Genomic DNA, 12,370 nt, shown 5'->3' on the forward strand with positions numbered 1-12,370 from the left:
AATGGCCTTAGCTGATGCAGAACTCGTTGCCCTCGGGGTCGGCCATGGTGTGCCACTCGTGGGGTCCCTGGCTGGCGGTCCAGAGGTGCTTTGCTCCGCGGGCCTCCAATTGTTTCCGCACCTCATCCTTGTCCCGGCCGTCCAGGCGGACATCCCAGTGCACGCGGTTCTTGACGGTTTTTTCGTTGGCATCGGTCTGGAACAGGATGCGCCGGCCGGACGTGGGGTCCGTGTCCTCGGCAGGCACGATCGCGCAGCCCTCGGCCCAGACCAGCTTGCCGTTGTGCGTGATGGTCTGGTCCTCGGTGGCGTAGCCCTGCTCAATCATCGATCGGATGAACGCCTCATCCTGTGGTTCCACACTCCAGTCGAGGGTTTCGGCCCACCAGTCGGCGAGGTCATGCGGCTTTTTGCAATCGACTACTACCTGGATGTTCAGTGTCATGCCCCCAACGCTATTCCCGACGCCGGATGGCTGGTAGGCCTTTGCGGTCATGTTTGGTCCGGATTCCGAAGAGCCTGCTGGTCACGGGCCCTAGGACCCTCTCCAACGTTGGAGATGTACATACATTACCTTGACATATTGTCATGACATAGATCACAGTGGGTGCAGGAAAGGCTTTTCCTACCAAGGCAACGTGGCCCCCCGCGCCACGTCCTAGTTCCGCAGTCAGGCCCCGGCCGGCAGCCCCGTGAGAAAAGGACAGAGCATTGTCAGAGCAGACACGCATCTCCAGCATCAGCCGCAGGCAATTCGGATTGACGGCATTCGGCCTCTCCGCCCTCGCGGTCGGACTTTCTGCCTGTAGCGGTGGTGGCACCTCCGCCGAGGGCGGTGCCAAGACCCTCCAACTGGTCCTTTCAGGGGACACCAACCAGGGAGGCGCATTCGCCGCGGCTGCGGCCAAGTACAAGGAAGCCACCGGGATCACCATCGAGGTGGTGGACGTTCCCACTGCGGACATCACTACAAAGCTCAAGAATGCTGCAACCGCCAATGACCTTCCGGCGCTGGCACGCGTCACGGGCCTGGACCCCCTCTGGGTGAATCAGCTCCAGGACCTCAGCGATATCGCCAAGGCCCGGAACATTGATGAAAAGTTCCTGCAGACGGCCCCGGACGGAACGCTCCCGGCCATCCCGTCAGACCTCACCGCAGTGGGCCTGTTTGTGAACAAGAGCCTCTTCGACAAAGCCGGAGTGGCCTACCCCACGGCTATCGACAACAGCTGGACCTGGGACGAATTCGTAGCAGCCGTGAATCAGGTCCGCGAGAAGGCCGGGGCCAAGTACGGCATGGTGATGGACCGTTCCGGCCACCGCCTGCGCGCCATGATGTACGAGTTCGGCAGCGACGCCTTTGCAAAGAACGGCGACAAGTACGCCGCGGATGACAAGGCCGTAGAGACCTTGGAGTACTTCCAGAAAATTAACGACGACGCCACGATGCCCAAGTCAGTATGGCTCAGCGGAGAAGACGGCAACGCCATGTTCAAGAGCGGGCAGGTAGCTGCCTACTACTCCGGCAGCTGGCAGGTGGCGGACTTCAACAAGAACATCAAGGACTTTGAGTGGCTGTCGGTGCCGTTGCCCAAGAAGGAAGTCAACGCCACCAATCTCGGCGGCGGCTTCATGGTGGCCTTCAAGGACACCGGCGCGGACGAAGAAGCCAAGAAGTTCATCGACTGGTTCTACGACGACGCCAACTACACCGAGTTCGCCAAGCTGGGCGGCTACCTGCCGGTGAAGGAGAGTCTCAAGGTGGAGTATCCGTACCAGCAGGCCTCCTTTGAGCTCTACCAGCAGCAGATTGCCGGGAACCAAGCCAAGGGTGACAACGCCATCAAACGCGTCGTCGCCGAGGCCTATGCCGAGACCCCGTTCTCCGGAGACCCCTTGAGGGAGGAAACCGTGAAGATGTTGGGCGGCAGCCAGGATGCCAAGACCACGGTGGAGAACATCGTGAAGCTCTACAACGGCGCCTAAGCCATGGCCAATTCAACGCTCACCCCCGCGGTGAGGCCGGAACAGCCTGGCTCACCGGCGGTGCGCAGCAAGTCCCAGCAACGGCGGCGCAACCGTTACGTCATCGCTCCACTGATCCTCATCGGCGTCAACGTGGTGTTGTTCCTGGTGTTCTTCGTTTGGCCTGGTGCGCTGGGGCTGATCTATTCGTTCACGGATTACCGCGGCGTGGGCAAGCTGAACTTCATCGGCCTGGCCAACTTCCAAAAGCTCTTCGCTGACAGCACCTTCTACGCGGCGCTGACACGGACGTTCCTGTACACGGTTCTTTCGGTGCCGTTGGTTTACGTCTCATCCCTGGGCATCGCCTCGCTGCTGGTCAGCAAAGCCACGCGGGGGCGGACAGCGGCCAAGGTGATTATTTTCCTGCCGTGGCTGATCTCGCCGATCGTAGTGGGTGTCATCTGGAAATGGATGTTCGGCCAGGACTTCGGCTTCGTCAACTTCGTCATCACCACCTTGGGCGGCGGCCCGGTGCCGTGGTCCAGTAACGGCAACCTCGCGTTGATGGTGGTCATTTTCGCCTCGGCCTGGGGTGGTACGGCCTTCAACATGCTGCTGTTCATCGCGGCGCTCAAGAACATCCCCGAGGCACTCCTGGAGGCGGCCGAATTGGATGGCGCCAACGCCTGGCAACGGTTCCGGCATGTGATCCTGCCCGGCATCGCGCCGACGTCGTTCATGGTCATCCTGCTCTCCACCATCCATGCGATGAAGGAGTTCGCCATGATCCAGGCGCTCACCAACGGTGGACCGGGAACGGAGAACACGTTGATTGTCCAGTACATCTACAAGACCGGCTTCGAACAGTCCAAGGTGGGCTACGCGAGCGCGGCCTCCATGGTGCTCATGGTGGTCCTGTTGGCTATCGCGCTCATCCAGCTGCGCTTCAACAAGAAGAAGGGCTGAACCATGGCAACAGCTACCAAAATGCCCCCTGCTGCAGGGGCCAAACTCCCGGGCAAAACCCGCGAGGCCCGTGCCAGGCGGAAGAACCTGTCCGCTCCGCTGACGGCCGTGCTCTGGGTCATTGTGGCCATTTACGCGCTGCCGTTGCTGTGGTTCCTCCTGAGCTCATTCAAGCCCGGAAGCGAGCTTTTCAGCTATCCGCTGTCCATGATTCCCCGGGAATGGACGTTCCAGGGGTTCGTGGATGCCTGGGAACGGGTGGATTTTGCGCGGTACTTCCTGAACACGGCCACGGTTTCGCTGGTCACCACAGTCCTCACGGTGTTCTTCAGTGCCTGCACCGGCTATGCGCTGGCCAAGTACAACAACAAGGGAACGCGGCTGTTCTTCGTGTGCATCCTGGCTACCACCATGCTGCCCACCGAAGTGATCCTGAACCCCACGTTCTCGGTGATCCGCGACCTGGGGCTGTACAACTCCCTGGCGGGCATCATTGTGCCCTCCGTGCTGACAGCCACGGGTGTGTTCATGTTCCGCCAGTTCTTCCTGACGGTCCCGGACGATCTCCTGCATTCGGCCAGGATCGACGGCGCCAGCGAACTGGCCATCTTCTTCCGGATCATGCTCCCGCTGTCCAAGCCCATCCTGTTCACGCTGGCCATTTTCTCTTTCCAGTGGCGCTGGAACGACTACATCTGGCCTCTGATCGTGCTGAACGATCCCAAGTGGTACACCCTGCAGGTGGCACTTCGCAGCATTGTGGGCGCGGAAAACATCGACTGGCCCGTGCTGCTGGGTGCCTCCGTGATCTCCATCCTCCCGCTGGTGCTGGTGTTTGCGGTGTTCCAGAAATATGTGCTCAACGCTGACGTCAGCGCAGGACTGAAGGATTAGGGGCCCGGAGTGAATCACCAAACAGCGTCAGTTGCGGTGGATGCAGCGTTCCTCGGCGAACTGATCAAAGCGGCCGACCGCCAAGTGGACACGCTGCTGGAAGCGTCCGACGGCGGCGTGCCGGCTTTGGCGCACCGCCCCGCCATGGGCAGGTTGCTGGCTTTGGCCACCGTCTACACCCAACCCGGATCCGTTCACGCGGGCTCGGCCAGGCTGCCCGGGCTCATGGCGGACTGTGTGGCCAGGCTTGAGCACCTGCAAGGGCCCACCGGCTTGTTCGACGGCACCAACCTCAGTTCGCCGCCGGACTCTGCCTTCACCATCAATGACGCCTGCATGGCCTTGGACATCCTGGGTTCCCCGAAAGATGGCTTGGCCGGGACCGTCAGCCGGCTGCGCGCCGTCGTCGGGCGTATTACTGACGCCTTGATCAGCGGCGGCGTTCACACCCCCAACCACCGTTGGGAGCTGTGTGCCGCGCTGGCCCGCATCCACGCGCTGCACGAATCGGAGGGAACTCCGCGTCCGGACATCCAGCAGCGTATCGGCCAATGGCTGGCCGAGGGGATCGACCAACTGCCGGATGGAATGTACTCCGAAAGGAGCCCGCTCTACGCCACCGCCGTGACCAACCCATCACTGCTGGCGATCGCCGACCACGCCGGCCGGCCCGGACTCCTTGACCATGTCCGGGCCAACCTGACGGCGTTCCTGCCGTGGTTCGGCAGCGATGGCAGTGCGGAGTCCTTGTTCTCGCGCAGGCAGGACCAGTGGAACAGGTTTGACGGCGAAGCTTTCCAGCTGCTGTACCGCCGGCTGGCCAATCAGGACGGGAACGGCGACTTCGCTGCTGCTGCGGCCTGGTTGCGGCAATTCCCGCTGCTGGAACCGGCCAAGGCCCTGGCGAGGGTCCGGCTTGATCCGTGGTTGGCCGGGGAGCTTCCAGCCGTGGAGCTTCCAGCAGGGGAGGTGGGGGAAAGCCTCCCGGCAGCGATGGCTCCCGGGCATGCGGGCTTGGCCAGCTGTGGAATCCATCGCTTCCGCGGTGGCCGGAGTGCGGTCACGGTCTTTGGTGGGTGTGACGATGTCACGTCCGGCATCGGCTCGGGACTTGCCACCAATCCCACCTTCCTGCGCTTCAGTCACGGCGAGGCGGTCCTGACGGATGTGCGGCTCTCGCGAAGCTTCTTCGACCTCGGGCCGTTCCGCAGCCGGCGCGCAGTTGTTGATGGTCCCGCGGTTCGCCTGGGAGATGAGCTGAGCGCCAACTTCTACCTTCCGCTGCCGGTGGATGTGCAGCGTTCGGACGGCATCTACCCTTTGGTCAACGAAGGACGCTTCAGTGCTTCCATGGACTTCGGCAACAGGCCCACCGTGGAGCATCGTCTGGCAACGTCCATCACGGTCACGCCGAACGTGGCGGACGGAACAGTGGAATTGGAGCTGGACTTCAACGGTGCCGAAACCTCGTACGCCCTGGAGCTGACCTTCCGCGCAGGTGGGCAGCTCAGCGGGGTGGAGGAGGCCGGCGCTGGGTCCGGGACCTTCCAGCTGACCTCCGGGATGGGTGCCTACCGTGTGGGGAACGACGTGATCGGGTTCGGACCCGGCATCGCAGCAGACCCGGACAGCCCGCCCGTCTACAACCCGGGGGAGGCTTACCGCTATCCGGGAGGCTCGAACGCCAGCTACGGCGTGAAGGTCTACATCACGGGGCGGACCTCGCGCAGCCACCGGGTGGTGCTGACGGGCAAGAGCGTGGCTTAGCTGGGCAGGCCAGCTTCTAGCTGGGCAGCAGCTCGGACGGGATCGCGTAGATCAGGACAACGGCCATCAGGTTCTTGGCGGCGTGGACAAAGTAGGAGAACATCAGGTTCTTCCCCGTCCAGACATAGACCGCCACTAGCACCACGGCCATGCCCAGATAGGGCGCCAACGCTGACAGGACCAGTCCCTCGCGGCCCACCACATGGATGGAGGCAAAGACCACCACGGAGATCACGCAGCAGATCCAAATGTTCAGGTACCGCGACAGCTTGCCGATCAGCAAGTGCCGGAACAGATACTCCTCAACAAAGGGGCCCAGCAGCACCAGCAAGGGCGCCATGAGCCAGGCAGGCACCTGCTGCAGAAGGCCTTGGATGCCCAGCTGGTTCTCTGAGCTTTGAGCCGTGCCGAAGGCCGCCACCAGCAGGGCCGTGAGAATGAGCATCACCACGATCGCCAAGGGGACCATGCCCAGGGTGAACCATGGCCGGGTGCCAAGGATCTTGAGGTCCCTGCCCATCACCCGCCAGGCTGATGCCACCGCGAATATTCCGACGCCGGCATAGAAGACCGCATTGACGGCATAGGATGCGGTGGCCGGCTCGGGAAAGAGCTGGAGCATCAGCCGTTCCACGGATTCACCCGCGAACGTGAAGTAGACAGTGAAGGCGAGGTAGACAGCCACTGCGACGGCGTCAAGGGCAGTGAATCTATAGAGAGATGCTTTGGTGGAAAGAGTGCCCATGTAACCAGCCTAGCTTTGCCGGGTGGCCCTCGCTTGGCTACACTTTTCGGTATGCCTAACTTTTCGTTTCGGCGCGCCAAAGATGTCCGCCGTTTCGCTGCTGTCCTGACTGTCATCGCCCTTGCCCTGGGGATCTCCGCCTGTGGCGGGAATTCCTCCGCGGGAGGTGATGACAAACCCGTGGTGCTCACAACGTTCACTGTGTTGGCCGACATCGCCAAGAACGTGGCCGGGGACAAGCTCCGGGTCGAGTCCATTACCAAAGCCGGAGCCGAAATCCACGGCTACGAGCCCACACCCGGCGATATCCGCAAAGCTGCCCAAGCGGACCTGATCCTGGACAATGGGCTCAACCTCGAAGCCTGGTTCGCCCAGTTCGTCGAAGACCTGGACGTGCCGCACGCCGTGGTGAGCGACGGCGTCGAGGTCATGCCCATCGCCGAGGACTCCTATCAGGGCAAACCCAACCCGCACGCCTGGATGTCGCCCAAGAACGTCCAGATCTACGCCAACAACATGGCCAAGGCTTTCGCGAAGCTGGATCCATCCCATGCTTCAGAGTTCGAAGCCAACGCCAAGGACTACAACGCCCAACTGCAGACCGTGCAGGACGAGATGGTGTCCAAGCTGTCCGTCCTCTCGGAGAAGCAAAGGGCCCTGGTCACCTGCGAAGGTGCCTTCTCCTACCTGGCCCGCGACGCCGGCCTCAAAGAGGTCTACATCTGGGCAGTCAACGCAGAGCAGCAGGCCACGCCGCAGCAGATCACCCGGGCCATCGAGTTCGTGAAGGAAAACCAGGTACCTGCAGTCTTCTGTGAATCCACGGTGTCAGACGCCCCCATGCAGCAGGTGGTGGGTGCCACGGACGCCAGGTTCGGTGGAACCTTGTACGTGGATTCCTTGTCCGAAGCCGACGGACCGGTTCCCACCTACCTCGACCTCATCCGCCACGATGCCAAAGTCATCACCACGGCACTCACAGGAGGAACGTCATGAGCACCCCCGCGATCGCCGTAGAGAACGTCACGGTCCACTATGGTGAGGTCCTGGCCTTGGACTCCGCGTCCCTGACCCTGCAGCATTCCCGGATCTGCGGCCTGGTGGGGATGAACGGCTCGGGCAAATCCACCCTGTTCAAAGTCATCATGGGCATGGTGAAACCCGATTCCGGCCGGGTCCTCATCAACGGAGAGCCACCCGTGAAGATGCGCAAGGACGCCGGGATCGGCTACGTCCCCCAAAGCGAAGACGTGGACTGGGCCTTCCCCTTGTCCGTCCGGGACGTGGTGATGATGGGCCGCTACGGGCACCTCGGATTCACGCGCCGGCCGCGCAAAGCCGACCGGGACGCCGTCGGGCACGCCTTGGAACGGGTGGAACTGAGCGAGTTCGCCGACCGGCAGATCGGTCAGCTCTCCGGTGGACAGAAGAAAAGAGCCTTCGTGGCCCGTGGCATCGCCCAGGGAGCCACCATGATGCTGCTGGATGAGCCGTTCGCGGGCGTGGACAAACGGTCCGAGGCCACCATCACCCGGCTCCTCCGTGAGCTGGCGGAAGACGGCGCCACCATCCTGGTCTCCACCCATGACCTCCATGCCTTGCCCCAGCTCTGCGACGAAGCGGTGCTGCTGATGCGCAAGGTGCTCATGCACGGCAGTCCTGACACCGTGCTCCAGCCCGAAAACCTGGCCATGGCCTTCGGCCTCGACGTCATGAACAGGGGCTGAACCGTGGAATTCCTGCTGGAACCCCTGAGCTACGACTTCATGGTGCGGGCGCTCGCAACCACGGCCATCGCAGCGGTTGTCTGTGCGGTGCTCAGTTGCTGGCTCGTCCTGATCGGCTGGTCCCTCATGGGCGACGCCGTCTCGCACGCGGTGCTTCCCGGCGTCGTCCTCGCGTACATCGTGGGTGCGCCGTTCGCGTTGGGTGCGTTGGTGTTCGCGCTGATCGCGGTGACGTTGATCGGGGTGGTCCGCAACACCAGCCGGGTGAAGGAAGACGCTGCGATCGGCATCGTGTTCACGTCGCTGTTTGCCCTGGGCCTGGTCCTGATTTCGGTGACTCCAAGCCAGACCGACCTGAACCACATCATCTTCGGCAACCTGTTGGGCGTCAGCATCCCCGACCTCATCCAGGTGGTGGTGCTGGGCGTGGTTGCCTTTGCAATACTGATCCTCAAACGCCGCGATCTCACGCTGTACGCCTTCGACCCCACGCATGCGCACGCGATCGGCCTCTCACCCCGCAGGCTTGGCGCGCTGTTGTTGGGTTTGCTGGCACTGACCTCGGTTGTAGCCCTGCAGACGGTTGGCGTGGTGTTGGTGGTCGCCATGCTGATCATCCCGGGCGCCACCGCCTACCTGCTGACGGACCGGTTCTCGCGGATGCTGGTTCTTGCGCCGGTGATCTCCGTGGTGTGTTCCGTGGCCGGCATCTACCTCAGCTATTACCTGGACACAGCATCGGGGGCCATGGTGGTGCTCACCCAAGGCGTGGTGTTCGCGTTTGTGTATCTGTTCAGCCCGCGGCAGGGGCTGATAGGGACGCGGCTGGCCAAGGCTCGTCGGAAGCGGGCCCTGGCCACGGCGTAGGTTTAGGCGTGCGCTGTTGCGGGTGAACGCGTCACTGTGATGTCGCCGTAGGCGTTGCGGGCACGGATCTCCACTGTGTCCGTGGATTCGCCAGGTCCATGGGCGAGGTCGAGTGCGTTGCGTACCCGTCCATATTTGGTCTTGAGGTCAAGCCAGGCCGCGGTACCTTGGCGCACGCCGATGGACAGTGCGCCCGCTGCCGTCTGCACCGTGAGGGTGCCCGCGGCCACTTCCCCTACCGTGATGTCCCCGTTGGACGTTTTGACTGTCGTGGAGAGGCCGGCCTGCTCCAAGGAGACATCGCCGTTGGCGGCGCTGACGCTGAGTTCGCCGGAAGCGTGCGAGATGTAGGTGCTGCCGTTGCCGTTCTTTACAGTGGCAACCCCGTCGATGTTACGGACGCGGATCTTGCCTGAGCCGGTCTTGATCCTGGACCGTCCTGACGCGCGTTCCACGGTGACGTCACCCATGTCCGTGTGGGCTCGGAGCTCGCCGCAGTGGTCGATGCGGATGTGGCCCAAGTCGGTCTTCAGGTCGGCGGTGCTGAATTCGCCCTCGCAGCGGAGGTCGCCCATGGCGGTCTTCAGCTCCAGGCTGCTGCCGAAGGGAACCTCCACGGTTATTTCCACTGCGCCGCCGTCGCTGAACCAGCTGTGGCGGAAGGCGGGGTGAAGCCTGACCTGCAAGCGGCCATCCGAGTAGTCCACGGTGGTTTGCTCAGCCATCCTGACGTCCAGGCTTCGCTTTGCCTTGCGGGGCTGGACCGTTACCTCGGTTTCGGGGTGGTCGCGGGCCACGATCAACACATCGCCGCGGAGTGAGACGTCAACCACGACGGCGATCGGCTGGGGAGTCTGGAAGGTCGCCATCAGCGCGCCCATCCCGTGAAGTTCTGCTCGCCGGGTTCGCGGCGCTTGCTTTTGTTGGCCGGGTGGCTGCCGTGGAGCGCCTCGGCGACGGCCCGGACCAGCCACGAGTTCACGGACACGCCATCCCTGACGGCGGCCTCCTCAACGTGTTGTTTGAGCTGATCCGGAAGGCGGAGCGTAGTGCGCGAGATGCTGGTGGCGTCGAAGTCCTCCGGGGCTATGGTGCCCAGGATTGATTGCTCGATCATTGCTTCGAAGTCCCCGCTTGGCGGATTGCTGACCACGAATTCGGGGTCGCGGCCGCGGAGCCTCACCTCCACCGAGCCCGGGGCAAGCTCCAGGGTGATCTCGCGTGCGGCGTCGGAGAGGGCCTCGAGGAGGACCAGCCGGACTGTGGATTCCACTGCGGCCGTGAGTCGCTCGCTGAGGGCCCGTGCTTCCGGACCTCCGGCCTCGGCAGCGGTGTCCAGTTGATGCTGGACGGCGGTAACGTACTGATTTAGCTGCATGACACCATTGTGACGTCATTATGGTGTCACCACAACAAGGGTTTTCCGGTTCCTCCTGGTGTCATCCGTGGTGTCCCAGCTTGACGGCGCCGCGTTCGCCGGGCAGGCTGGAGCGATGAAGTCTTGAGCGCAGCCCTTATCTGCGGCTGCATCCCCAGTACCCACACGGCTTTGAGCCACCCACTGCGGACTTGCGAGGATTCCTCTTGACTGACCACCTTTACCTTTCCGGCGTTTCCCACGGCTATGGGGACCGCGAACTTCTCAACAACGTTGACCTCGTCATCCACCACGGCGAGCACGTTGCCATCGTCGGCGAAAATGGCGCGGGAAAGTCCACGCTGCTGCGGCTCTTGTCCGGCGTGGAAACGCCCGACGACGGCGCGGCCGGCCTGAGTGGCAACCCCGGCTATCGCGTGGGCTACCTGGCGCAGACCCATGGCTTCTCCGAGTCGGTGACCGTAGGAGATGCCATCGATTCCTCCCTGGCTTCACTGCGTTCCCTTGAAACCCGCATCCTGGACCTCGAATCAGGCTTGGCCGACGCCGACACCGAGGAACTTGAGCTCTACGGAAGCCTGCAAACGGAGTATCAACTCCGCGAGGGCTACGCCGCCGAATCCCGGGTGGAAGCAGCGCTGGACAAGCTGAGGCTGGGAGGCCTGGACCGCCGTCGAACGCTTGGTTCCTTGTCCGGCGGCGAGCAGGAGCGGGTAGCGCTGGCATGCTTGCTGGCCGATCCTGCCGAAGCGTTGCTCCTGGACGAGCCCACCAACCATCTCGACGCGAACGGTACCGCCTGGCTTGAGTCCCGGTTGGCTGCGCATCGCGGCACGGTAGTTGTGGTCTCGCACGACCGTGTCCTGCTGCGCAAAGTCGCCACCACCATCATCGAAGTGGACGCCGACCGTCGTGCCGTGAACCGCTACGGGAACGGCTACGAAGGCTACCTCCGCGAGAAAGCCGCCGAACGTGCCCGTTGGGTCCAGGAATACGATCAATGGCTGGACGCCATGGCTGCCGAACGGCTCCAAGCTGCCACAGTGGCCGACCGTATGGGCTACGGACGCAAGCGCGACAACGACAAGATGGGTTTCGATTTCAAGGCCGGAACCTGGCAGAGCGCGGTCACCAGCAAGGTCCGCAACGCCCAGGAACGGCTCCGCCGGCTCGAAGAGAACCCGGTGGACCGCCCACCAGTGCCGCTGACACTGGCAGCTCCGCTGGGTTCTGCGACCGACGTGATGTCCGAACCCGCGCTGGAAGCCCACGGCGTCAGCGTCCCAGGGCGGCTTCAGCCCACCGACCTTAGGGTTGAAACCGGCCAGAAGGTACTCATCACCGGGCCCAACGGAGCCGGCAAATCCACGTTGCTGTCCGTGTTGACGGGGAACCTGGAACCGGCCACGGGGTCGGTGGGCGTCCGCGGCAAGGTGGGCTACCTGCAGCAGGAGCTCGACGTTCCCACGCGGCCGGGGCTGCGGTTGCTTCCGGCATTCGCCGCTGGTCTGGGTGGCAACATCGATGAACACGCGGAAGGCTTGCTTCGCCTGGGTCTTTTCCGGCCCGCCGAGTTCCACGTGCCCGTGGGTGGCCTGTCCGCGGGGCAGCAACGCCGCCTCGCCTTGGCCCGGCTGCTCCTGGGCGGGTACCAAACCATGATTGTGGATGAGCCCACCAACCATCTGGCACCGGTATTGGTGGAACAACTTGAGGCAGCATTGGCGTCGTTCGCCGGGACACTGGTGATCGTGAGCCACGACCGCGCCTTGGCTGAGTGGTTCGATCACTGCGCCCGCGTCGACGGCGGCCGCGTCGACGGCGGCCGCGTCGACGGCGGCCGCGTCGACGGCGGCCGCGTCGCCGGCTCCGGCCGGGGCGCTTCGGCAGGTTCGTGGGTCCGCTACGGGATGCAGGGCGGCGAATTGCTGTAGTCCTCTGTGCTCCGGTGAGTTGTTCGCAAAGGGATCGTTACCCCCTGTCCTGCGGGCGGAAACACGGCATCGAGCGTCCTGAAACAACGGCGGAGCACCATGGGAAGGGAACCGGCCGAAAGGA

Annotated in this window: 12 protein-coding genes; 8 read left to right on the forward strand and 4 right to left on the reverse strand. The window is 63.3% G+C overall.

The genetic code is table 11. From position 1 onward, the window contains the following. Positions 1 to 7 precede the first annotated feature (7 nt). Positions 8 to 445 (reverse strand): VOC family protein, encoded by a 438-nt coding sequence (locus ACIQLI_RS03060; protein ID WP_400384833.1) that lies wholly within the window; start codon positions 443 to 445, stop codon positions 8 to 10. Positions 446 to 711: 266 nt separating this feature from the next. On the opposite strand from ACIQLI_RS03060, the gene ACIQLI_RS03065 reads away from it, so the two are divergent. The 4 genes from ACIQLI_RS03065 to ACIQLI_RS03080 are packed head-to-tail and all read left to right on the forward strand — an operon-like array spanning position 712 to position 5,595. Beyond that, complete coding sequence (locus ACIQLI_RS03065; RefSeq protein WP_354229492.1) at positions 712 to 1,986, forward strand: extracellular solute-binding protein; 1,275 nt, start codon at positions 712 to 714, stop codon at positions 1,984 to 1,986. A gap of 3 nt (positions 1,987 to 1,989) precedes the next feature. Further along, positions 1,990 to 2,934, forward strand: coding sequence for a carbohydrate ABC transporter permease (locus ACIQLI_RS03070; protein WP_400384836.1), 945 nt, complete (start codon positions 1,990 to 1,992; stop codon positions 2,932 to 2,934). Positions 2,935 to 2,937: 3 nt separating this feature from the next. Next, positions 2,938 to 3,828, forward strand: coding sequence for a carbohydrate ABC transporter permease (locus ACIQLI_RS03075; protein WP_400384838.1), 891 nt, complete (start codon positions 2,938 to 2,940; stop codon positions 3,826 to 3,828). A gap of 9 nt (positions 3,829 to 3,837) precedes the next feature. Further along, positions 3,838 to 5,595: a hypothetical protein gene (locus ACIQLI_RS03080; protein WP_400384840.1), complete on the forward strand. Its 1,758-nt coding sequence runs from the start codon at positions 3,838 to 3,840 to the stop codon at positions 5,593 to 5,595. A gap of 16 nt (positions 5,596 to 5,611) precedes the next feature. Here ACIQLI_RS03080 and ACIQLI_RS03085 read toward each other — a convergent pair whose 3' ends face one another. Continuing rightward, a complete protein-coding gene (locus ACIQLI_RS03085; RefSeq protein ID WP_400384843.1) occupies positions 5,612 to 6,340 on the reverse strand; it encodes a lysostaphin resistance A-like protein in 729 nt (242 codons plus the stop codon). A 51-nt stretch (positions 6,341 to 6,391) separates the two neighbouring features. Between ACIQLI_RS03085 and ACIQLI_RS03090 the strand changes: the two genes are divergently transcribed. The 3 genes from ACIQLI_RS03090 to ACIQLI_RS03100 are packed head-to-tail and all read left to right on the forward strand — an operon-like array spanning position 6,392 to position 8,934. Then, on the forward strand, positions 6,392 to 7,336 hold the full coding sequence (locus tag ACIQLI_RS03090) for a metal ABC transporter substrate-binding protein (RefSeq protein ID WP_400384845.1): 945 nt from the start codon (positions 6,392 to 6,394) through the stop codon (positions 7,334 to 7,336). After that, complete coding sequence (locus tag ACIQLI_RS03095) at positions 7,333 to 8,067, forward strand: metal ABC transporter ATP-binding protein (RefSeq protein ID WP_400384848.1); 735 nt, start codon at positions 7,333 to 7,335, stop codon at positions 8,065 to 8,067. The genes ACIQLI_RS03090 and ACIQLI_RS03095 overlap by 4 nt, the downstream gene beginning before the upstream one ends. A 3-nt stretch (positions 8,068 to 8,070) precedes the next feature. Further along, positions 8,071 to 8,934 carry a metal ABC transporter permease gene (locus tag ACIQLI_RS03100; RefSeq protein ID WP_400384851.1) on the forward strand — a complete coding sequence of 288 codons (864 nt, stop codon included), beginning with the start codon at positions 8,071 to 8,073 and terminating at the stop codon, positions 8,932 to 8,934. Positions 8,935 to 8,936: 2 nt separating this feature from the next. On the opposite strand, the gene ACIQLI_RS03105 is transcribed toward ACIQLI_RS03100, so the two are convergent. Both ACIQLI_RS03105 and ACIQLI_RS03110 read right to left on the reverse strand, forming a co-directional pair. After that, positions 8,937 to 9,803 carry a DUF4097 family beta strand repeat-containing protein gene (locus ACIQLI_RS03105; RefSeq protein ID WP_400384854.1) on the reverse strand — a complete coding sequence of 289 codons (867 nt, stop codon included), beginning with the start codon at positions 9,801 to 9,803 and terminating at the stop codon, positions 8,937 to 8,939. Next, entirely contained in the window at positions 9,803 to 10,312 is a 510-nt protein-coding gene (locus tag ACIQLI_RS03110) for a histidine kinase (protein WP_400384857.1), read from the reverse strand. The genes ACIQLI_RS03105 and ACIQLI_RS03110 overlap by 1 nt, the downstream gene beginning before the upstream one ends. A 206-nt stretch (positions 10,313 to 10,518) precedes the next feature. On the opposite strand from ACIQLI_RS03110, the gene ACIQLI_RS03115 reads away from it, so the two are divergent. After that, positions 10,519 to 12,246 (forward strand): ABC-F family ATP-binding cassette domain-containing protein, encoded by a 1,728-nt coding sequence (locus tag ACIQLI_RS03115; RefSeq protein ID WP_400384860.1) that lies wholly within the window; start codon positions 10,519 to 10,521, stop codon positions 12,244 to 12,246. Positions 12,247 to 12,370 lie beyond the last annotated feature (124 nt).

It is taken from the genome of Paenarthrobacter sp. NPDC091669 (assembly GCF_044756725.1).
Lineage (GTDB): Bacteria > Actinomycetota > Actinomycetes > Actinomycetales > Micrococcaceae > Arthrobacter > Arthrobacter bambusae_C.